The sequence below is a fragment of the bacterium genome, from assembly GCA_021372515.1.
Lineage (GTDB): Bacteria > Gemmatimonadota > Glassbacteria > GWA2-58-10 > GWA2-58-10 > JAJFUG01.
This window is the reverse complement of the sequence record JAJFUG010000109.1, coordinates 1-22,210: the sequence shown is the minus strand read 5'-3', so window position 1 is coordinate 22,210 and position 22,210 is coordinate 1. Positions and strand designations below refer to the sequence as shown.

General features: G+C 64.0%; 12 protein-coding genes and 2 tRNA genes. 4 read left to right on the top strand and 10 right to left on the bottom strand.

All coding sequences use genetic code 11. The features are described from left to right. Positions 1-26: 26 nt before the first annotated feature. Complete coding sequence (locus tag LLH00_10770) at positions 27-2,711, bottom strand: chemotaxis protein CheA (protein ID MCE5271751.1); 2,685 nt, start codon at positions 2,709-2,711, stop codon at positions 27-29. Between the two features lie 84 nt (positions 2,712-2,795). Then, positions 2,796-4,013: a response regulator gene (locus LLH00_10765; protein ID MCE5271750.1), complete on the bottom strand. Its 1,218-nt coding sequence runs from the start codon at positions 4,011-4,013 to the stop codon at positions 2,796-2,798. A 764-nt stretch (positions 4,014-4,777) separates the two neighbouring features. Here LLH00_10765 and LLH00_10760 point away from each other — a divergent pair. After that, entirely contained in the window at positions 4,778-6,037 is a 1,260-nt protein-coding gene (locus LLH00_10760; GenBank protein MCE5271749.1) for a hypothetical protein, read from the top strand. Positions 6,038-6,115: 78 nt separating this feature from the next. Here the strand turns inward: LLH00_10760 and LLH00_10755 are convergent, their stop codons facing one another. The 5 genes from LLH00_10755 to LLH00_10735 all read right to left on the bottom strand — a co-directional run bounded on the left by LLH00_10755 (position 6,116) and on the right by LLH00_10735 (position 16,343). Then, complete coding sequence (locus LLH00_10755) at positions 6,116-8,725, bottom strand: methyl-accepting chemotaxis protein (protein MCE5271748.1); 2,610 nt, start codon at positions 8,723-8,725, stop codon at positions 6,116-6,118. 85 nt (positions 8,726-8,810) lie between these two features. Continuing rightward, positions 8,811-9,335 (bottom strand): chemotaxis protein CheW, encoded by a 525-nt coding sequence (locus LLH00_10750; protein MCE5271747.1) that lies wholly within the window; start codon positions 9,333-9,335, stop codon positions 8,811-8,813. Between the two features lie 359 nt (positions 9,336-9,694). After that, positions 9,695-12,775 (bottom strand): efflux RND transporter permease subunit, encoded by a 3,081-nt coding sequence (locus tag LLH00_10745; GenBank protein MCE5271746.1) that lies wholly within the window; start codon positions 12,773-12,775, stop codon positions 9,695-9,697. A gap of 2 nt (positions 12,776-12,777) precedes the next feature. Beyond that, on the bottom strand, positions 12,778-13,884 hold the full coding sequence (locus tag LLH00_10740) for an efflux RND transporter periplasmic adaptor subunit (protein MCE5271745.1): 1,107 nt from the start codon (positions 13,882-13,884) through the stop codon (positions 12,778-12,780). A 23-nt stretch (positions 13,885-13,907) separates the two neighbouring features. Then, a complete protein-coding gene (locus LLH00_10735) occupies positions 13,908-16,343 on the bottom strand; it encodes a TolC family protein (protein ID MCE5271744.1) in 2,436 nt (811 codons plus the stop codon). Between the two features lie 212 nt (positions 16,344-16,555). On the opposite strand from LLH00_10735, the gene LLH00_10730 reads away from it, so the two are divergent. Continuing rightward, complete coding sequence (locus tag LLH00_10730; GenBank protein MCE5271743.1) at positions 16,556-17,647, top strand: carbohydrate kinase family protein; 1,092 nt, start codon at positions 16,556-16,558, stop codon at positions 17,645-17,647. 101 nt (positions 17,648-17,748) lie between these two features. Here the strand turns inward: LLH00_10730 and LLH00_10725 are convergent, their stop codons facing one another. From LLH00_10725 to LLH00_10715, 3 genes are all read right to left on the bottom strand, one after another. Further along, entirely contained in the window at positions 17,749-18,126 is a 378-nt protein-coding gene (locus tag LLH00_10725; protein MCE5271742.1) for a hypothetical protein, read from the bottom strand. A gap of 170 nt (positions 18,127-18,296) precedes the next feature. Continuing rightward, positions 18,297-18,372 (bottom strand) — tRNA-Cys (locus LLH00_10720). Between the two features lie 18 nt (positions 18,373-18,390). Continuing rightward, positions 18,391-18,465 (bottom strand) — tRNA-Gly (locus tag LLH00_10715). A gap of 360 nt (positions 18,466-18,825) precedes the next feature. On the opposite strand from LLH00_10715, the gene LLH00_10710 reads away from it, so the two are divergent. Further along, positions 18,826-20,877, top strand: a complete 2,052-nt coding sequence (locus tag LLH00_10710) for a chloride channel protein (protein MCE5271741.1) — start codon at positions 18,826-18,828, stop codon at positions 20,875-20,877. A 14-nt stretch (positions 20,878-20,891) separates the two neighbouring features. Then, on the top strand, positions 20,892-22,210 hold a 1,319-nt coding region (locus LLH00_10705; GenBank protein ID MCE5271740.1), incomplete at its 3' end, for a chloride channel protein.

The window sequence follows — 22,210 nt, the reverse complement described above, 5'->3', positions numbered from 1 at the left end:
CCGTGCCGACTCATCGTAGAACCGTCTCAGACCCCGACCACCTGCAGGCTCTTTTCCTGACTGGTCATCGCGATACGCATCACCTCGGAGACATCCAGGATCAGCCCCACCGTGCCGTCGCTCATCACCGCGCCGCCCGAGATGCCCTTGACTCGTCCCAGGGCGTGCCCGAGGTTCTTGATCACCACCTGCTGCTGTCCGATCAGCGAATCCACCACCAGCGCCACCCGTCGTCCCTGGTCCTCGACGATCATGGAAAGGGCCTGGGTCGGGTCCTCGATGGCAGCCTCGATGTTGAACAGCCGTCCGACCCGGAACAGCGGGATCAGCTCGCCGCGGAGATTGAGCAGCTCGCCGCGTCCTGACACGGTGTGAATGTCCTCGGGACGGGGTCGCAGGGACTCGACCACCGACAGCGTGGGAACGATGTAGCGCTCTCCGCCCACAATAATTATCAAACCGTCGATAATGGCCAGGGTCAGCGGCAGACGCATACTCACCGTGGTGCCGCAGCCCTGTTCGGAACTCAGCTCCACACTGCCGCGCAGAGCCTCGATGTTCTTCTTCACCACGTCCATCCCCACCCCACGGCCCGAGACATCCGTCACCTTTTTGGCCGTGGAGAACCCCGGCATGAAAATCAGGTTGAACACGTCCCGCTCCGGCATGTCGGCCCCTTCCGGGATCACGCCGCGCTCGACGGCCTTGGCGATGATCGCCTCGCGGTCGAGACCCTTGCCGTCATCCTGCACCTCGATATAGATACTTCCGCCGCGGTGGAACGCCCGCAGCTCGACATGGCCCACATCGGGCTTGCCGCGTTTGCGGCGGTCCTCAGCGTTGTCCTCCAGCCCGTGGTCCACCGAGTTGCGGATAATGTGGATCAGGGGGTCGCCGATCCGCTCGACTACCGAGCGGTCCAGCTCGGTCTCCTCACCCACGGTGACAAACTCCACCTCTTTGCCGCTTTTCTTGGCCAGGTCGCGCACCAGGCGCGCCATTTTCTGGAAAGTGGGACGGATGGGCACCATACGCATGGTCATGCCCAACTCCTGGACCACACGGGTGATCTTGCTCAAGTGGTTCATGTTCCGGGCCACCTCCGGCGAGGCGTCCTGCAGCAGTTCCTGGTTCTGGGTCACCATCGACTCGGCGATCACCAACTCGCCGATGGCGTCGAGCAGCTTATCCAGGCGCTCGGTGTCGATCTTCACCGTCTCCTTGACCTGCACCGCGGCCTGCTGCGGATCACCTGTCTTTCTGGCCTCGTTCTGGGCGCGCAGGGCATGGGCCACTTCCATGGCCGGCACACCGACTTTTTTGACCAGCACCTCGCCCAGAGGGGTTTTCCCGTCTCTCTCGGCCAGCACCCTGTTGAGCGTATCGGCCTGCACCACGCCGCTGTCGATCAGGATTTCACCCAGACGCTTGTTGGGTTCGGCCTTGATCTGACGGCCGGCGGCGGGCAGGGTCTGGCGTCCGGCCAGAATGTCACGCAGAGTTTCGATCAGCGTGGCCAGCGAGGGGTTGCTCTGCAGCGGATCACCGGTGGAAAGCGCCCCTTCCACATCCCGCACCAGCGAACGCAGAGTGTCGACCGACTCGAACACCGCGTCCATCACCGTTCCGGTGAGCAGGATATTCCCTTTGCGCGCCCGGTCCAGAAGGTCCTCGGACACGTGGGCCAGCTCCTTGATCTCAATCAGGTCCAGGAACCCCGCCACGCCCTTGATCGTGTGGAAAGAGCGGAACACCGAATTGAGCGATTCCTTCTCCTCGGGATTGCTCTCCAGGGTCAGAAGCTGCACATCCGCGTTGTCCAGGTGGCTGTTGGCCTCCTGGATAAAATCCACCACCAGGCTCTCATCCCCGGAGGGAATGTTGAGCATGCGCCCGGCCGGCTGTGCCGGTTCCTCGACCGGAGCGGGTGCGGCCTCGGCCTCAGGGGCCTCCCCGGCTTTCTCTAACGGCGCAGCCTTGGTCTCCGCCGCCGCAGAGCCGGATCCGCGCAGTATGTTCAGGATGTCGCCCATCGGGGCGGCGGACTGGCCCTCGCCCGACAGGAAAGTGAAGCTCTGCGCCAACCAATCCTTGACCAGCAGGAGGTTGTCGGTCTTATTATCGGCCGGCCCGTTTTCCAGATAGCTTTCCGTCTCGTGGCAGACCTGCTGGATATCGTTCAGGCCCAGCATGCCGGCCTCACCCTTGAGGGTGTGCAGGCGGCGTTTCAGCTCCGAGGAACTCTTGCCGGAAAACTGCTCTTTCTCCGAGGCCAGTATCTGTTCCTCCAGCTCCTGCAGCGAGGTAGCCTGGGAGGAGAGGAAATCGGACAGAATCTTGTCATCGACTATGGCCGACTGGAGTTTTTCGGCTCCCGTGGGCTCCTTGGCGCCGGACATCTGTGGCGGCAGCAGAGGGGCCACCGCCTGGGGTCCCTCGGTCAATCCGGCCTGGAAAGCCTTGACTGCCTGGCTGATGGCTTTCATGGACTCTGCCGCGGCCGCCGGCTCCATGATTATCATTTCCTCGGCCAGGTCCACCGATTTCGCCACTGCAGGTTTGAACACCCGGGCCAGATCATCCTTGACCTCGGTATCGATCTTTTTAAGCAGCTCGATGACTCTTTTAACCGACTGCAGATCCTCCGGGTCCGCCATCACCACTTCAGCGGCCAGAGCCTCGACCAGCTTCGCCAGGTCTTGCTTGGCCATCTAACCCTCCCGTACACTCGACAGCTTGTATGGTTCGCGGCGGCTTTTCAACCGCCCACCTTTAGTTCAGTCCGAGCCCTTCAATCAGAACCGGTCACCGACGATACGGCGTGTCATCCGCATGCCCCCCTCCTGACTTCTCTCGGCCGGAGACCGGTAGACGCCGGAGACAGCCACAGCCGGCAGCGACATGTGCATGGTGAAGATCGTCCCGCCGGAATCAAGACACCTCCGTTTCAACCTTCCCCCCAGAGCTTTCACCGCCCCGCTGAGGACCATGAAATCGAGCGAATCGGGCACATCCTCGGTCGTGCGGGAGGTATCAGCGGGCGCGATGCGCGACCGCACTGCGTTCTGGCTCGTGGCGCCCGCCACCAGCAGGCAGAGTTCGCCGTTCTCACGGTGTGCCGAGATGTCCAGCGATTTCACCGTCCCGGACAGCTCCGCTACGAGCGCGGCCCGCATCAGGCGCGCCACCGTGCGCACGAACCTTTCCCGGTCCGCGGACAGGACAATATCGTGCTCGATCGAGACGAAAACATGCGTCTCCGGAGGCGAATCGAGCAAGCCGAACGCGCTGCGCAGGGCCTCATCCAGCGGGAACTCGTCCCTGGCGCTGTTACAAGCCGAACTCTCGGCCAGAATGTCGATCACTCCACCCAGACTCTCAGAACAGAAACGGCCGTCCTGAAAGTCAACCTCCAGTTTCCCAAGGCGTTCCAGCGAATCCTCAAGCAGCATCCGCAGACCGGCGCCCGCCTCGGGCAACGCCGCCAGGCCCTTGCTCAGGCGGACCAGACTTTCTCCCAGCGGACCCAGGCTCCGGTGGATCTTCTGCAGCGGCTCGGCCGCTTCGCTGGCTATGCCGGCCAGCAGGGCCGTGAGCTCCTCATGGCTGAAATAATCGAGGGAGCGGGCGCGTTCGAGAGTCAGGGCCCGCTCCAGGTCGAGACGCTCCTGAACCCGGTCCAGAATGCTTTTCAGCTCGAAAAAATTGACCGGCTTGAGGATGAAATACCATGCCCCGGCCCTCAGGGCCCGCACTGCGACATCCGTGTCCGCGTAGCCGGTCACCATGACAAAAGGGACGCTGGAGTATGCCCGCACCGCCTCCAGCAACTCCAGGCCGTTCAACTCGGGCATCTTGATATCTGACAGCACCAGTTCCGGCTCGAATTCCTCGACCAGCTTAAGGCCTTCCCGGCCGTTTACCGCCAACTTTACCGCGTGCTTTTCCTCTACCAGAAACTTAGCCAGAATATTTCTTACTCCGTTGTCGTCTTCCACAAGCAAAATTCGCATTTTCTCCTCGAGGTCTGCAACACCCGTCGGGCCGACTTTATTGGCCGGCCCGACGGAGGCTGCCGGACGAGCCTCCATACCCGGCGGGGTCGGATACTCTATCACAGATTATTATTCTGTTCCGGCAAATGCATATCGCGTGCCCAAACGACCGGAGAAAAGAACTACCTGCCGCTTTTGAAATTACGACAACCGGCCCCTCCCTGCTGACTGCTCCTATGCTCGGTTTCGCACGCGTGTGCTTCAAATCGCGCGCAAGGCTCCGTCCGAGCCCAGGCTTGAGGCTTCACCCCGAACCCACTCGCCTCCCGGGCTGAACCGCGCTCGACCACTCCACCACCCGTCCGCAGATAAGACATAAAAATCTGAATTATTGTGACAATTCTTCTGTTTTTGCCCGAGTAGGATATCACAACCGGAAATCGCCGAATTCTGGCATTCAGCCAGCGGCCATTTTCAATATGCCCATCCCGATCAGCCCGCGCAAGTCCCCGCCCCTCGGCATCGGCCTGCAATCGAAACCCGCCGCCCGCCTTGCTTTCGACAGGGAAAGTTATATCTTGATAATCTCTTTCGTGGCAGGTTCGGAATCTTTCGGAATACTGTATTCGGATCGCACAACCTGTGATACCGGGAGGAATAGACCAAACAAACGAATCCGGCCTCGGTTAATCGCTCCGCCCCGGATCGGAGCGAGGGCAAACTGCGCGAAAACCGCTATCTGTTGAGTGAGTCCAGCAAAAGCCAGAAGATGGAGAGTCAGGATGACGACACGAAAAAGCGCAGTTCTGGGACAAAAAATGGATGAGGCGATCAGGACTCTGAAATCGGGCCGTCAGGGGCCGGAGGCAGTGGACAGCGCGTTGAGCATGCTCGAAACCGCGCTCACACTGCGTGGCCGTCCGCCGCGCAAACCGATGCTGGCACTGGCCGGCGCCATGGCGGCCCAGATCGAGGAGGCGGCCGCGAGCGCGACCAACCCCGACCGTGAGGCTGCGCTGCGGCGGCGTCTGTACGCCCTCTACACCGCGACAGGCCGGCGCGATTGCGCCCTCGAAAGCGCCCGTCGCTTCCAGGAGCTTACCGCCAAGTCGGCGGATTTCAGGATCCAGGCCCAGGGACTCATCCTTCTGGCCAAGGCCTGCTACTGGGCGGATGACCAGCGGGGTGCGCTGGCTTTCCAGCGCCAGGCCCTGGACCTGGCGGAACTGGCCGCCGCGCGCGGAGAGCTGTGCCTGGAGGATGAGAAATATTTCAACCGCCACCACACCCTCTGGGCTTTTCGTTTCGCCCAGAACACCTGCCGTTGGGAGGAGGCCGCGCTGACTTTCGAAAAGGCGGTGCAGGCCACCCGCTCCTGGAACGATCCGGCCATGCTGTCCGAAAGCCTGATCCTGTTCGCCGAGGCGCGGATGTTCCAGGGTGAGTGGAGCGAATGCGAACGCCTGGCCCACGAATGCGCCCGGGCCGCCATGTACGCACACAAGGGGCAGCAGAGCTGCTATCCGCTCTGGCTCTGGGGACGCTCTCTCGTCCATGCCGGGAACATCCAGAAAGCCGTCCAGGAAATCAGCCGCGCCATCCGGGTGGCGCACAAGACCGGGGACGCGGTCGGCCTGTCCGAGTCCCTGATCGCCCTGGCCGAGGCACAGGCCGCGCAGGGCGACAACCAGACCGCGTTGAAAACCGCCGAGCTGGCCGAACAGACCGCTGCCGGAGCACATCTCGGGATCAACCTGGCCCAGGTCCGTCTCTGGCGCGCCTGGATCGAGATGCAGTCCGACAGCCGCCTGGCCGGCCGCAACATCGAGCCGCTGCACGCATGCCTGGCCATGTTCGAAAATCTGGGCGTGCTGTCCGGCTGGGTCACCGCGCTGCACGCCCTGGGTCATGCCCTGGCGTTGAGCGGCAGCCCCGAGACGGCGAGAATCTATCTCGAGCTGGCCCACGGCAAGTTCCTGCGCTGGAACATGCACTGGCACGCATTCCGGGCCGAAAGCTCGCTGCACCTGACCCTGGGCTGAATCCCCGAACAGTCGGCCGGAAAATGAAAAGGGCCACATCCCTGTGGCCCTACGTTTTTCCTTCCCAATCCCATCGAATCAGAAATCCTTGAAATCGTTCTCATCCAGCGGGATCAGTTTTTCCGGGTTGGGCCTTTTCCCACCGTTTCCGTCCCCGGCCGATTTGTCCCGGACCGGAGGTTTCACGGGCGGGACGGTTTTCTGCAGCGAGGACTTGATCACCTGCTCGCGCGACGGGTTTGAGGGTGCCGGGGACACTTTTCTCAACGGCTCGGCGACCTTTGGTTTCTCGAATTTTTTCAACACCGTGACCGGCTGAGGTTCCTCCTCCTCCTCCTCGGACAGCCTGAACTCGGAGATCATGGTCCGGAGCAGCTCGGCGCGGTTTTTCAGTTCCTCGGAGGAGGCCGCCGACTCCTCCGAATTCGAGGCGTTGCTCTGGGTGACGCTGTCCATCTGGGCCACCCCGTTGTTGATCTGCTCGATCCCCTGGGCCTGCTCCTGGGCCGAGGCGGCGATTTCGGCCACCAAGTCGTTCACGTGGTTGGAGCTGTCCACGATCTCGTTCAGGATTTCGGCCACCTTTTCGGTGATGATCACTCCGCCCTCGGCGTTCTTGACCGCTTCCTCGATCATCCCGGAGGTGTTGCGGGCCGCCTCGGCGCTGCGCTGCGCCAGGGAGCGGACCTCCTCGGCCACCACGGCGAAGCCCTTGCCGGCATCTCCGGCACGGGCCGCCTCGACCGCGGCGTTCAGGGCCAGAAGGTTGGTCTGGAACGCGATCTCGTCGATCGTCTTCACGATCTTGGCGGTCTGGCTGGAGGAGGTCTTGATCCGTTTGATCGCCTCGATCATGCGCTCCATCTCCACCTTGCCTTTCTGCGCCAGCTCGCGCGCGGCGGTGGAAAGCGCCTTGGCCTGGTCGGCATTGTCCGAGTTCTGAGTGGTCATGGAGGACATCTGCTCCAGGCTGGAGGAGACCTGTTCCAGGGCGCTGGCCTGCTCGTTGGCGCCCTCGGCCAGGGTGCGGCTGCCGGCGTTGATCTCGCCGCTGGCCAGGCTGACCGCCTCCACGGTGTCTGCCACCTGCTTGAGGGCCGAATTCAGCGATTCGACCGTGGTGTTGATGTTTTCCATCAGCTCGGAGAAACGGCCCTTGTAGTTGCCGCTCACCCGCTTGGTCAGGTCCTTGGCCGCGGCGGTTTCCAGCACGTCGGCCGCGCTGTTGATCGGGTCGACCACGGAGTCGAGCAGGTCGTTGATGCCCTTGACTATTTCGGCGTACTCGCCCTTGTGCTTGGTTACATCCGCCCGGATGTCGAGCTGCCCGTCCACCGCCGCCTTGATCAGCTGGCCCACTTCCTGGTTCATGTTCTTCAGGCTCTTGATCATCTCGATCATGCTGTTGCCCAGCACGTCCTTCTCCGAGGCGGCCTTGATCCGGATCGCCATGTCGCCGCAGGCGATGTGCTCGGCGTAATCCACCTTGGCTTTCTGCGCCTCGATCAGGCCCTGGAACGCCCGCCCGATCTCGCCCAGCTCATCCGGGCGGTTGTTGATCCGCTGCATCTCGGCGCGGTCGACTCCCTCCATCTCGGTGTCGCCCAGGGCCAGCAGCTTGGCCCCGTCGGCGATATGCACCAGCGGGTTGGCGATCTTGCGCGCGATGTACCAGAGCGCGGCCATGGCGATGATCAGCATGACCAGGGAGATGAGGATCTGCTCCCACATCAGGCGGGTGGCCTCGACCGTGATCTTGTTAAGCGGCACCACGATGCTGGCCGCCCAGGGGCTTTCAGTCTCGCCGATCTGCACCGGGGCGTAAATCTCGAGCTGGCCCTCCTGGCTGATTGCGATCTCCGAGCCGTCCTGGATCACGGCCAGCTTGTCCTCCATGCCGGAGGTCTTGTAAAACGACCCCATGGTCATGCCGCGCAGCTCGCGGTTGCCGGTCACCGCGGCCAGGACTCCCTCGTGGCTGATCAGCACCAGCCGCCCGGTCCCGTCATAAATGTCCAGCTCGTCCGCCATCTCCTGAAACGGCTCCAGGCTGAGGTCCACCCCGACTATCCCGTGAAACTCGCCATCGGTCTGGATCGGGGAGACCAGAGAGGTCAGGTACGGGGCGTCGGCCGCGTCTGAGGCGCGGAACGGTTCGAGAACACAGTCCTGGATGGATTCCTGCGGCTTGGTGTAATAGGCGTTCTTGCCATCCTCGGCGTAAGTGGTCAGGGGCACGCGCACCACCTCGCCCTGGGCGTCGCGCTCCCAGCAGACCACAAACCGGCCGCTCGGATCGAAGCCGCCCTTGCCGGCGAAATTCGAGTCCTTCCCGTCGAACGCGTCCGGCTCCCAGACCGTATAGATACGGATCAGCTTGGGGTTTTCCTGAAGCACGCGCTTGAGCATCACCGCGGCGTCCTGACGGTTGAGCTGCAGGGCGTTCTGGGCATCCTTAACCGAGGAAAGCATCTGCGCCAGCGTGCGCGAGGCATCCAACGCCGATTCGATCTCGGCCTTGATTTTGGCCGCGTTGCCTCGGGCCAGCGAAATACTCTCACCGCGGGCGGCCTTGACCGAGGTCTTTCGCACCGAATAGACCATCGAACCGGTCATCACCGCCGCAGCCACGATCATACACAGTCCGGTAAGCATGATGAGCCGTGTTTTGATCGATCTGAATTTCATTCTTCCCTCCGTACCATTTTAACCGTCGATATCCTCATAAGTCCGTCCTTGCTGCGACAGGGACCGGAACGGTCAGAGCGTTCTATCAGTCATCCTCGGCGGCTTTGTCCCTGTCCTCGGAATCCAGGACCGCCTGGATGTCAAGCAACAGGATAACTTTTTCGCGGGCTTTCCCCACGCCACGGATGAATTCGGTCTTTACATTCTCTCCCAGATCCTGCGCATCCTCTATATCGCTGGAGGCGATGTCGAGCACCTCGGAAACGCTGTCCACCAGCAGCCCCATCAGCACGTTGCCGGCGCCGGTGGCGTCCACCACGATGATACAGGTCTCCTCCGTCTCTTCGATCGCTCCCATGCCGAAACGCAAGCGGAGGTCCATCACGGGCAACACCTTGCCCCGCAGGTTGATCACCCCCCGGATGTATCCCGGAGTGCGTGGGACACGGGTGATTTTCAGTATTCCGATAATTTCTTTGACCTGTAATATTTCCAAGCCATAATGCTCCTCGGCCAAGCGGAAGGTCAGGAATTTTTCCATCTGCCCCTCGACTTCATCCTGGTTCTGTCCCGGGCCGCGGACTCCTGTCCCACCATTGAAGACCTGCATCCTTCCTCCAAGTGCTGAACTAATCTTTCGGTATGGTTGTAACCGGAGTGTCTGGTCGTTTTACCGCATTCCGCAACGGGTGTTTCCACTAATCTGAGACTGGCACTGGATACCGGTGCTGGAACTTTTAGCCTTGATATCAGCACAATGAGTGCCATGCCGGTTTATATGATAATGGCTGGATTTAGAAACAGTTAAACCAAGCTGAATCCTCACGCTTGCCCGATACCGCTCACACTGCGCACAGAATGGGCGGAAACACGTCTATAACCAACTCACACATCCGTATAATACCGTTTCATTTGATAATAATGCGACAGGGCCCAGCGGAAACTTTTTTCAGGCGATTGCCAGTCGCCTCAGTAATCAAAATGCTTGTAATCCAGACGGTAAAGCAGGGCGTAAAGCACAGGCAGCAGCCCCAGGGTCAGGAGAGTGGAAAACAGCAGTCCGAACATCAGCGCCACCGCCATCGGCTTGAAAATCACATCCCCGCCGAAATACAGCGGCGCTATGCCCCCCACTGTGGTAAGGGTGGAAAGCAGGATGGGACGGATACGGTGCTGGGCCGAGTCCACCACCGCGCGGCTCAGTTCCAGACCGGAGGAATGTTCCAGGTCGATCCGGTCGAGCAGCACGATGGCGATGTTGACCACGATCCCGGACAGCGAGACCGCTCCCAGCAGGGTCATGAACCCGAAATAGGAATGCATCGCCAGCAGGCCGATGATCACCCCAATCATGCCCAGCGGAATGGTGGACAGGATAATCAACGGCTTGCGGAACGAGTTGAACTGCAACACCAGCAGCATCAGGATGATAAACCCGGCCAGGGGCAACTGGTCGAGCACCGAGTTCTGGCTCTTGCCGCTGGTCTCGGCCTCGCCGCCCAGCTCCCAGCCGTAGCCCAGCTCCCAGGTGCTCCTCTGCTGTTCCAGCCAGGGGACCATCTGCGCGTTGACACGGCTGGCGGTCATTCCGGGGGCCAGGTCGCACTGGACGGTCACGGTGCGGTAGCGGTCGCGGCGCACAATATGGGCCGGCTCCCAGGCCACCTCGATATCGGCCACCTGGCGCAGGGGCACGCTCATGCCGGTCATCTGGCTGTAGACGCTCAGGGTTTCGATCCGGTCGATATCCTCCCGTCCCGCGGCGGCCGAGCGCAGGGTGACCGGGATCACTTTGTCGCCCTCGCGGTACTCGGTGGTCTGGAAACCGCTCAGGTGGGTGAGCAGAGAGACCGCGATGTCCTGGTTGCTCACACCGGCGCGCAGGGCCCGCGGCTCGTCGATCCGCACCAGCAGCTTGGCCGCGCGGCTGCCCCAGTCATCCGATATGTTCCGCGTGCCCTCCAGTCCGGCCAGACGGTCCTTGACCTGCTCGGCCAGGGCGAAAATCCGGTTGTAGTCCCGTCCCGAGATGCGGTACTGCACGGGGTGGTCGATCGGTGGGCCGTTCTCAAGCGGCTTGACCCGCACCTCCAGGTCGGGGTAGTTGGCCCGGCAGAACGAGTCGATCCGGGCGGCCAACTGCTCGTGGAAATCGTAGTCGCTCAGGCGCACCAGGATATCGGCATACTCCGGGCTGGCGATCTTGGGGTGATGGGTGAGCACGAAACGCGGCATCCCCTGGCCGATAAAAGAGCCCCAGCCGGTCACCCCGGGCTTGCCGTGCTGCGGGTCGGCGCTCAGTTCTTCCTGCATGAAAGTCTCGATCCCGCTCACGGTCCGCTCGGTGCTCTCGATGGCCGTGCCCACCGGCAGGTCGAGCATGATCTTGACCAGAGGCGTGCTGTTGGGCGGGAAAAATATTTTCGGGATGATAACGAACGAGGCCATGCTGAGGATAAACAGGACCAGGAACCCGCCCAGGCTCACGAGCGGACGGCGCAGCAGGGTGAGCAGAAGGCCGCGGTAGCGGCGGTAGAACGGCCGCGAGAAACGCTCGGTGCTTTCCACATGGGTCTTCACCTTCAGGAAATGCACGCACAGCAGCGGGATCAGGGTCAGGGCCAGGGTCCAGGAGGCGAGCAGCGAGATCGACACTACCTTAAAAAGCGAGGCCGTGTACTCGCCGGTCACGCTCTTGGCCAGGAAAATGGGCAGGAACGAGGCGCAAGTGGTGAGCGTGGAGTTGAGCAGCGGCACCCGAAGCTCGCGGGCGCTCTTGACCGCCGCCTCCATGGCGCTATGGCCGGCCTCGATCTTGACCATGATCGCCTCGCTCATCACGATCGCGTTGTCGACCAGCAGGCCGAGCGAGATGATCATCGCCGCCAGGGAGACCTTGTCCAGGCCGATCCCCAGGTAATACATCACCAGGAACGTGGTCAGGATGGTCATCGGGATGAGGCTCGCCACCAGCACGCCGGTACGCAGCCCCAGGCTGAGCAGCATCACCACCAGCACCAGCAGCACCGACTCGATCAGGTTCAGCACGAACCCGTCCACGCTCTGTTTCACCCGCTGCGGCTCGAACACCACCTGTCCGAACTGGACGCCCCAGGGGTACTGGCCCTGCAGGCGGTCGAGCACCTGCTGCACCTGGCGGCCCAGGTTGAGGATGTTGCCGCCATCGCGCATGGACACGGCCAGGCCCAGGCAGCGGGTTCCGTCCGCGTGCATCAGCGACTGCGGCGGGTCGATATAGCCACGCCGGACCGTGGCGATATCCTCCAGGGTCAGCAGTTGCCCGGAGCCGGGCACGCTGATCACACTCTTGCGCAGCTCGTCCAGAGATTCGAAATTGCCGCTCGGTTCCACCACCAGGCGCTCATCCCCGATCATCACGCTGCCGCCGGGGATCAGGATATTACGGCTCTCCAGCATCTGCTTGAGCTGGAGGCTCGAAAGGTGCAGCTCGGACAGGCGGGCGTTGTTATACTCGACGAAGATGCGCTCCTGTTGCGCCCCCAGAATTTCCACCTTGGCCACGTCATCCAGGTGCAGAAGATCGTTGCGGGTCTGGTCGGCCACGTCTTTCAACTCGGCATAGCTGAACCCCTCGCCGGTGATCGAGATTATCACTCCGTAGACATCCCCGAACTCGTCATCCACCAGCGGCCCGATCACTCCGCTGGGCAGATCGGGCGCGGCTTTCTCCACCTTGCGGCGCAGACGGTCCCAGATCGGGCGCATCTGACTGTATTCCTCGCGGATGTTCACGTGGATCACCGACAGGCCGGTCTTGGACTCGCTCTCCAGGTAGTCGATCTCGGGGATCTCCTGGATCACTTTCTCCAGCTTGTCAGTGACCAGCATCTCCACGCGCTCGGGGCTGCCGCCCGGGAAATAGGTCACCACCAGGGCGGTGCGCACGGTGAACGCCGGGTCCTCGCGCCGTTCCATCCGGGTGTAGGCGATCAAACCGCCGATCACCACTATGAGCAGCATGGTCAGAGTGACACGGTTGTATTTGATCGCGGCTTCGGTGATACTCATCCTCAGTTCTCCGTCGCGGCGGGCAGCTTCACCCGCAGGCTGTCACGCATCCGGCTCACTCCTGCGGTGACCACCAGCTCACCGTCCCGCAGCCCGCTCAGCACCTCGAGGCCCGCGTCGGTCAGCTCGCCGACCACCACCGGACGGCGGTTCACCACTGCGAGCTGGCTATCGAGCGGCTCGGCCACATAGACGAACCGTCCGCCCTGGTCCTGGCCCACCGCGGCCAGGGGCACGATCAGCCGTTCGCGTCCGGCTCCGGCCCTGAAATACAGGGTCACCTGGGCCGCCATACCTGGATGCACCTCCGGCTCGTCCTGCTCCAGGCGCGCCGAGACCGGGAACGCGGACATCCGTCCCAGGGCCGCCACCCCCACCTCGGTCACCCGGGCCGTGAAACTGCGCCCCGGCAGGGCATCGAACTCCACCCGGGTGCTGTCCCCGACCTGCACCTGCGAGATAAGGCCCTCCGGCACCGCGATGTCCACCTCGGGACGCCGGCCCGAGGTGAGCAGCACTACCGGCTGGCCGGCGGCCACGTTCTCGCCCTCCTCGGACAGCACCGCGGCGATGGAGCCGTCCACCGGACTGACAAGCTCGGTGTAGCTAAGCTTGAGCCGGGCCAGCTTCAGCAGGCGGTCGGCGGCATCCACCGCGGCGTGGGCCGACTCGGCTGTGCTGCGGGCGCGGTCCAGGTCGTTGAGCGCGGCGTTGTTGTTCTCGTAAAGAAGGCGGATGCGCTCATAGGCGGCCGCGGCGGCGCGGTCCTGCGCCTGGGCCACATCCAGGCCCGCCTCGGCGCGCTGGACCTCCAGGCGGTATCCGGGCTGCTCCAGGCGGGCAATGAGATGTCCCGCGGCCACGTTGTCGCCCACCACCACAGGGATGTGCTCCAGGGTGCCGGGCACGCGGAAACTGAGCTTCGACTCCAGCTTGGCCTTGGCCACCCCGGGGAACACGCGCACCCGCTGCCCACCCGTGCTGAACACCGCCTGGAGACGCACCGGGCGCAGCGGCTCGGCATCCTCCGCTTTCTTCCCGCAGCCGCTCAGCCCAAGGGCCGCCGCCGCAATCAGGAACAGCGCAGTCTTTCCCGCAGCTTTATTCATCCTGCCTCCACAGCCTCGTCAGACTAAGGGTTGACCGGCCCGGCGCTGCCGGCCTGGGCGGCATACTCGCGCAGGCGGCGGAACAGGTCCTCTTTCTCGGAATCCGTACGGAACATCCAGAAACGTCCCACCGCGCGCTCCAGGGCCAGAAGGTCGAACTGGAAATCGTACACCGCGTTCTCGGCGGCCTGCGAGGCGGTCAGGTCGTAGCTCTGCGCCTCCAGCAGCTCGGTGATCGAGAGCAGGCCCTGGCCGTAGGCATCCGTGACCAGCGCCAGGTTCCGGTGCGCGGCCTCGGCCGCCTGGGCCGAAAGCCGGATCCCGGGCCAGGAGGCGCCGGCCTGGAACATCGCGGCCCGCAGGCGCTGCTCGATACGCTGGGCCGCGGCCTGGCGGGTCAGGCGAAGCTCCTCCAGCCTGCGCCCGGCCAGACTGTGCTCGGCCAGGTTCCCGCCCCCGTTGAACAGCGGCAGGCTGAACCCCAGACCCACGTTCCAGGAATGGTCGTTCATCGTGGGCAGCTCGATCTGGAACGGCAGGGACGGGGGCAGGTCGAGCTTGAACCCCTCGGCCCCGGCCCCGCTCTTGGCAAAACGCTCGCTGTACCCGGCCTGCAAGCCCACGCTGGGCGACCAGAACGAGCGCGAGGTCATTTTCCGGGCCCGCTCCTGCGCGGCGATGGCCTTGTCCAGGCGCTGCAGTTCGGGGCTGACGGCCAGGGCCTCCCGGACCATGAACTCGCGCAGGAGGGCGTAGTCCTCCGCGTTGCCGATGTAAGCGGCGAGGCGCGGGTCGCCGGTGGGAAGGTCGGGGCTGTCCAAGGGCGCCTCGCGCGGGGCCAGTGGCTCCTCCAACGGGCGTTGCAGAAGGCGGTTAAGTTCACTGGCGGCCAGGCGGACTTTCCATTCGGCCTCGATCACGGCCCGCTTGTCCATGGCGATCTGGGCCTGCCAGCGGTACAGCTCGCCCGGACCGGCATAGCCGATCTGTACGCGCATGCGGGCCAGGTCGAGGTTCTCGCGCGAGACTTTGAGGTTGTTACGGCGGATACGCTCCAGAACGCGGGCGCGCAGGATGTTCAGATAGGCGGAGGCGGCCTCGCGGGTGATATCCAGGCGGAGGCTCTCGCGGTCCAGCTCGCGGGCCTCCTGAAGGCGTTTCTGGATCTCCAGGTTGCCCCAGGCCTTGTCCGAATACAGCACCTGGGTCAGCTCCAGGCTGCCGGTGACAGTGCGCTCGGGCTGCAGCCCGAAACTGGCCTGCGCCCGGTCGGCGTCGATCACCAACCCCTGTCCCGAAAGCTCCAGGTCGGGCAGAAGGTTGGCGCGGGCGCGGTTCACCTCCTGCGCCCCGGCCAGCACCTCGCGGCTGCGGGCCTGAAGGTCGAGGTTGCGCTCCACCGCCTCCCTGACCGCGCCGGCCAGGTCTATCGCCCGTGAGGTGAGCGGTTCATCGTCGATCAGCGTGGCCTCGGTGCGTATCTCCCAGTCCGGTTTGACTTCCGTGGCCCGCGCCGTGGCCATGTTGATCGCCAGGTCCTCGCCCTTGGTGAAATCCACGCTCAGGCTCTCGGGGGCCTGCCCCAGGCGGATGCTCTGGATGTCCAGGGCCACGCGGCGCGCCAGGCGCTGAAGGTCGAACGCCGGGGCGAGCGAGGCCAGGATGCCACGCTCCACATCGCCGCGGCCGAGCATAGAGAAGCTGGGGATGCCGCGACGGGCCAGGCCCTGGGCCAGGGCGCCGAACTGGGCGTCATCCATCAGCAGCGTGGGGCCCAGGTAGACCGCCTCGTCCTGCCCGCTCAGGGAATCGAGCACAGACCCAGCCATGGCCCCGGCCAGCACGAAACGGTGTGCGTAGCCGAGGGAATCCAGACGGAGCTCCAGGCGCGAGCAGACCTCCGGGAACGCGCCGGCGATCTCCTGCCCCATAACCACGGTCAGCCGCTTGAACCCGGCCAACTCGTGGAAAACCTCAAGGTCTCGCTGAAGGTCCCGTCGGAAAGTGAGGTAGTGAAGGTTGCGCACGCCGCTGCCCTGGCCGCTCCGGGGAAACCCCAGCCCCTCGGCATCCGCCGCGAACGGAGCGATCACCGGCTTGGCGAACCCCTGGTTGTCCAAGTGGCAGGCAGCATAGGAGGAGAGGAACCCGGCGGTGATCACCATGTCCACGGACGGGTCGGCCAGAAGGCGGTCGAGGCCGCTGCGGATCGAGGCGGCGCTCCAGTCGGCCTGGATGATTTTGTCGGCTGGAAAACGAACCTCCCAGTCCCGACCCAGAAGGCTTTGGGCCTCGCTCTGCAACAGTTCGAGCACGCGGTCGTTCCCGGCCCAGGGCCCGTCCTGCAGCACCCCCAAGGTCAGGGACGGCCGTGCCGCCTGCGCCCCCAGACGCCCGGCGGCGGCAAGAAAAACACAAAGAAGCCAGAGAGCCGCTGTCGGCACACCGCGCACCCGCATTGTTCCCTCCACCCGAGCGGTCTTGTTTTTTCCACGGATTGGGCTACTTTACAGCCCGGGAAAACATAAAACCCCCCGCCTGCGGTCAAGGGAGCGGCGCATTCAGGGTTGCGTACGGGGTAAAATGTTAGGACGGAATTTAATCGACTTGGCCGTGTTTTTCAAGAGAGGCCTGAACGGTCCAGGGCTTTGATCTCATTGAGGATAATTACATGACCAATTTCTCATCCGGCGGCTGCGGAATTCTCATCGGGACCGGCGGGATCGGCAGCGGGATATTCTTTCAGTTGGTGGGTGACCACACCCTGGGACGGGATGAGAGCCGCGAGGGGGTGTTGCTGGAGGCGCGGGATTTCTGCAAGCTGCACATAATCGAGCACTATGTGGCGGCCCTGCTCGGACCAAACGCCGGGCGATCTTTCCGCACGGTGGCCCTGGGCGCCGTGGGCGCGGACTCCACCGGAGCGGGGGTGCTGGAGCTGATGAGTCGCACCGGGATCGAGGTCGACCGGGTGGAGAAAGACCCGCAGGCCGCCACCACGTTCTCGGTCTGTTTCCAGTATCCGGATTCAGCGGGGGGCAATATCACCACCGCCAACAGCGCCAGCGCGCGGGTCCGCCCGGAGGATATCCTCAAGGCGGAGGGCCTTTTCGCCGAATACGCCGGCCACGGGATCGCCCTGGCCGCCCCGGAGGCGCCCCTCGCCGCGCGGGAAGCGCTTCTGGAGCTGGCCGCGGCGCACGGGTTCCTCAGCGTGTCCGCGTTCACCTCAGCCGAGTTGCATGGAACTGAGTGCCGGGAGCTTCTGAGCCGGACCGGTATCCTGGTGCTCAACCGGGATGAGGCCCAGGCCCTGACCGGGCTGGAGGCCGCCTCAGCGGGACGGGAGGCCATTTGCCGGGCGCTGGAGGATAGTCTTCTGCCGCTCAACCCGCAGATGCGTATCTGCCTGACCCTGGGCGCGGAGGGCTCGGCCGGGTTCGAGGACGGGGCCTGGGAATTCACCCCGCCGGCGAAAGTTACCGTGGTCAGCACGGCCGGGGCCGGGGATGCCACCACGGCCGGGGTGATAGTGGCCGCGGCCTCCGGGCTTCCCTTTATCCTCCGCCCGCCGCGAAAGCGGGTCAGCCTGGGCCAGGCCCCGCTTGCCAGCGCCCTCGATTTCGCCGCGCTGGTGGCCTCGTTCTCTGTCACCGCGGCAGACACGATCCACCTGGGGGCCTCGCGGGCCGCCCTGCGCATGCACGCCCAACGCCTGGGAACCGCACTCTCCGGCCCGGTGGAGGCACTCCTGGCGGATTAAAACCCCCTCGGTCCCCCTTAGGAAAAAACAAAGGGCACGGCGTGCCGTGCCCCTACGAAAGACTTATAACCAGTCGCAACAGATTGTAACCCCATCCCCGCTCATATCGCCTGCGGATGGGCCGGCTCGGCGTGCGGGCGGAACAGCCCGATCAGGTTGCCGTCCGGGTCACGCACCTGGGCCAGCCAGCCGGTGTGCGGCACCTCGGCCTCCGCCTGCGCCACAGCCCCCCCCAGCTCGACCGCCTTTTTCAGGTACGGGGCGATCGACTCCACCTCCACGAACACCACTGGCGAGGCCCCCGGATTGACCACGTCCACCCGCTGCACACCGCCACCCACCCCGACCGGAGGCTTGAACAGCATGTAATTGCCGCCCCAGGAATCGAATTTCCAGTTGAACATTCCGGCCAGGAAACGGCGGGTGCGCTCCAGGTCGGTGGAGGAAAACTCGATGTGGCAGATCGCGTGCCGGTGCATAGCACACTCTCCTCGAACGGCTTTTACCCGGACTGAGTCTGGCTGTATATTGAGAGAAAAATGTCTCTGGAGATTAATTATCGCGGAGTGCGGGCTGAAAAGCAAGGTCGGTATGGAAAAGAGAAAACGGCTTTGAATCTGCGGCTGAAAAAATCCTCCGGCCGGGTCAGTGGAGGCGGCGGGCGGAATCGAACCGCCGAATAAAGGTTTTGCAGACCTCTCCCTTAGCCACTTGGGTACGCCGCCTGTTGACCGGAAAAAAAATGGAGCGGGAAACGGGACTTGAACCCGCGACATCCACCTTGGCAAGGTGGCGCTCTACCACTGAGCTATTCCCGCTCGGATCGTTGCGCTTTCGATATGTCAAACGATTTCAGCGTTAAGTTAATCCGGCAGGATTAGTTTGTCAAGAGAAAATGACCGGCAGCGGGCAAAGCCTTTCGGGACGGCCTTCGCTGAGGAAAAGCCCTGTCCGCCACTGGCATATTGTGGAAAAAATGTTTACTATCGTAAGAGAGTTGTATATCTTGAATGTTTACACAGTTTCCATGACCGCTGATGGTCGGGGGCTGTTGGCCGCGACTGCCGGGCGGGCCGGCCCGAACCTTTGCCAGCCGAGCGATGGAACCCTCTGAAAGCACTCCCATAGGCTCTCCCGAACATCCGCCCTCCCGGTTGCTGCAATACCGCCGAGTCCTGGTGCGCGTTTTTTCGATCAACCGCTGGTCCGAAACCCGCCTGATCCTGATCGTGGCGGTCGTGATCGGCTTGCTGGGCGGGCTGGGCGCGGTGGGGTTCCGCAAGCTGATCAGCCTGTTCCAGGGTATCTTTTTCGGACCGGGGGACAATTTCCTCGACCTGCTGCTTGCCCTTCCCTGGTGGCACCGCCTCTTGATCCCGGCCCTGGGCGGGCTGATCCTCTCCCCGCTGATCCGGTTTTTCCCGCAGGAGACCAAGGGTCACGGTGTGCCGGAGGTGATGGAGAGCATCGCCCTGCGGGGGGGGCGGATGCGGGGGCGCACGGTGTTCACCCGCGCCCTGGCCTCGGCCCTGACCCTGGCCAGCGGCGGCTCGGTGGGACGTGAGGGCCCGATCGTGCAGATCGGCGCGGCCCTGGGCTCCAGAGTGGGCCAGCTCCTGCACGCCTCGGACAACCGGCTCAAGACCCTGGTCGGCTGCGGGGCCGCGGCCGGCATGGCCGCCACGTTCAACGCCCCCATCGGCGGCTCGCTGTTCGCCATCGAGGTCATCCTGGGGGATTTCGCCCTCAGCCAGGTCACCCCGATCATCATCAGCAGCGTCACCGCCACTGTGATCAGCCGCTGGCTGATGGGTGACGCTCCGGCCTTCATAGTGCATCATATGCCCCTGGTCAGCAGCTGGGAGTTCCTGTTCTTCGCCGGTCTTGGCGTGCTGGCCGGCGGGCTGGCCTGGCTCTTTGTCACCGTGCTCTACCGCAGCGAGGACCTTTTCGAGCGCACCCGCCTGCCGGTGGTGGCCCGTCCCGTGGTGGGCATGCTGGCCGTGGGAGTGGTCGGCATCTGGTTCCCGCACGTGTTCGGCTCGGGCTACGACTCGATGGACCTGGCCCTGGACAGCCGTCTGCCGATCTTTCTGCTGCTGACCCTGACATTGCTCAAGCTCGTCGCCACCTCGGTCACCGTGGGCAGCGGCGGCTCGGGCGGAGTGTTCGCCCCGGCGCTGTTCCAGGGAGCGATGCTGGGCGGGCTGGTCGGCTCGCTGCTGCACCTGGCCGCCCCCGGCCTGATCAGCCCGAGCGGCTCCTACGCCCTGGTGGGCATGGGAGCGATGATCGCCGGGACGATGCAGGCGCCGATCACCGTGATCCTGATAATCTTCGAGCTTACCGGCGACTATGCGATCATCCTGCCGGTGATGACCGCCAGCATCCTGTCCAGCCTGGTGGCGTTCAAGCTGCTCTCCGGCCAGTCGATCTACACGCGCAAGCTGGTGCGCAAGGGGATCAACATCTACCGCGGCCGCGACCTCAATATCCTGCGCAGCCTGAAAGTCGGGGATGTCATGCTGCCCCGGGTGGCGCTGGTCGAGGACAGCGCGCCGCTGCCCCACCTGATCGGCAAGGCCCTGACCGAGCAGCACCAGAGTTTCGTGCTGGTGGACGAGTCGGGCCGGATGACCGGCCTCGTCCCGCTGCAGAACATCCTGGAGGTGATGCAGGATGTCAACCTGCGCGACCTTCTGGTGGCCCAGGACCTGGCCCTGCTCGATTTCCCGGTGCTGGAGGCGGATGACCGCCTGGACGAGGTGATCCGGCGCTACGGGGACAGCGGGATCGAGGAGGTGCCGGTGGTCGACCCGGCGCGTCCGGGGGTGCCCATCGGCATGCTCCGTCAGCAGGACATGCTGGCCGCCTACCGCCGCGCCGTGATCCGTCACGACCTGGGCGACCACGTGGCGCGCAGCCTGACCAGCGACCCGCATTTCCACGAGGTGGAGCTGGTGGCGGGATACAAGATGGTGGAGATCGAGGCCCCGCGCCTGTTCTGGGGCCAGACCCTGGCCGCGCTCAGCCTGAGCGAGCGTTACGGCGTGCAGGTGTTTCTGATCCGCAAGGGCGTGCCGGAGGGACAGAGTAAACCCGCGCCCGGCACCGAGGGCGAGCATCAGATGCACTTCGTCCCGCGCGGCGAGGACCGGATCGATCCGGGTGACGGCCTGGTCCTGGTGGGCACGCAGGAGCACCTTAACAAGATATTCAGCCTGAGCTGAGACTGGTGGAATTGTTGAGCGAACACGCACGCTTCAGTTGGCGCAGGACCCTGGACCGTCTTCTCCTGCGTTTCCAGATACAGGAAAGCTCTTTTCTGATCATCCTGGCCGTGGTGGTGGGAGCGCTGGGCTCCTGGGCCTCCATCGGGTTCGAGCGCGCCATTCACTACGGCGCCTCGGCTGTGGAACTGCTCAGCACCCGGCTCGACCGCATGGGGCCGCACTGGCATTACCTGATGCCCCTGGCCCCGGCGCTGGGCGGGCTGGTCGTGGGCTTGATGTACAAGCTGAACAGCCGGGTGCGCGGCCACGGCATCCCCTACGTGATGCTGGCGGTGGCCAAGCGCGGCAGCCTGATCAGCCTGAAAGAGACCCTGCTCAAGACTCTGGCCTCGATCGTGACTATCGCCTCGGGCGGCTCGGCCGGACCGGAGGGCCCGATGGTGGTGATCGGCTCCGGGATCGGCTCGCGGGTGGGGCGCTCGCTGGGCCTGAGCTCCAACCGTCTGGCGATCCTGGTGGCCTGCGGGACCGCGGCCGCCCTGAGCGCCATATTCAACGCCCCCATCGCCGGGGTGATGTTCGCCCTGGAGGAAATCCTCGGCTCGTTCTCGGCCAGCGCCTTCGCCCCGGTGGTCATCTCCTCGGTGGTCTCCAGCGCGATCACCCGCGCCACCCTGGGCGATCACCCGGCGTTCGCCGTGCCGCACTACGAAATCATCTCACACTGGCAACTCATCCACTACAGCCTGCTGGGCGTGTTCTGCGCCTTGCTCTCGGTGGTTTTCATCCGGGTCTACTACGGGACGGAGGACGTGTTCAACCGGATGCGCAAGGTGCCCGAGGTGCTCCGTCCGGCTCTGGGCGGGCTGATCGTGGGCCTGGTGGGCCTCAAGCTCCCCGGGATTCTGGGGATCGGCTACAGCGGGATCAAGGCCGCCCTGTTCGGCCAGTTGGGCCTGGAGCTGATGCTGGCCCTGCTGGTGGTGAAAATCCTGACCACATCCATCACCCTGGGCTCGGGCGGCTCGGGCGGAGTGTTCGCCCCGCTGCTGTTCACCGGGGCGATGGCAGGCGGGATTTTCGGCTGGCTGTTCAACAGCCCGCTGCCGTTGCCCCACGGCGGGGCCGGGATCGAGATCGGCGCCTACGCCCTGGTCGGCAGCAGCGCCATGCTGGCCGGCTGCGGCCATGCCCCGCTCACGGCGATCATGATGGTGTTCGAGCTGACCAACGACTACCGCCTCATCCTGCCGATCATGATCGCCTCGGTGTTCGGCCTGCTGGTCAGCCGCCGCCTGTTCAAGGACTCGATCTACACGTACCGCCTGAC

Coding starts and splice junctions, on each gene's coding strand:
- LLH00_10770 (MCE5271751.1), bottom strand. CDS start 2,711: ATGGCCAAGCAAGACCTGGCGAAGCTGGTCGAGGCTCTGGCCGCTGAA.
- LLH00_10765 (MCE5271750.1), bottom strand. CDS start 4,013: ATGCGAATTTTGCTTGTGGAAGACGACAACGGAGTAAGAAATATTCTG.
- LLH00_10760 (MCE5271749.1), top strand. CDS start 4,778: ATGACGACACGAAAAAGCGCAGTTCTGGGACAAAAAATGGATGAGGCG.
- LLH00_10755 (MCE5271748.1), bottom strand. CDS start 8,725: ATGAAATTCAGATCGATCAAAACACGGCTCATCATGCTTACCGGACTG.
- LLH00_10750 (MCE5271747.1), bottom strand. CDS start 9,335: ATGCAGGTCTTCAATGGTGGGACAGGAGTCCGCGGCCCGGGACAGAAC.
- LLH00_10745 (MCE5271746.1), bottom strand. CDS start 12,775: ATGAGTATCACCGAAGCCGCGATCAAATACAACCGTGTCACTCTGACC.
- LLH00_10740 (MCE5271745.1), bottom strand. CDS start 13,884: ATGAATAAAGCTGCGGGAAAGACTGCGCTGTTCCTGATTGCGGCGGCG.
- LLH00_10735 (MCE5271744.1), bottom strand. CDS start 16,343: ATGCGGGTGCGCGGTGTGCCGACAGCGGCTCTCTGGCTTCTTTGTGTT.
- LLH00_10730 (MCE5271743.1), top strand. CDS start 16,556: ATGACCAATTTCTCATCCGGCGGCTGCGGAATTCTCATCGGGACCGGC.
- LLH00_10725 (MCE5271742.1), bottom strand. CDS start 18,126: ATGCACCGGCACGCGATCTGCCACATCGAGTTTTCCTCCACCGACCTG.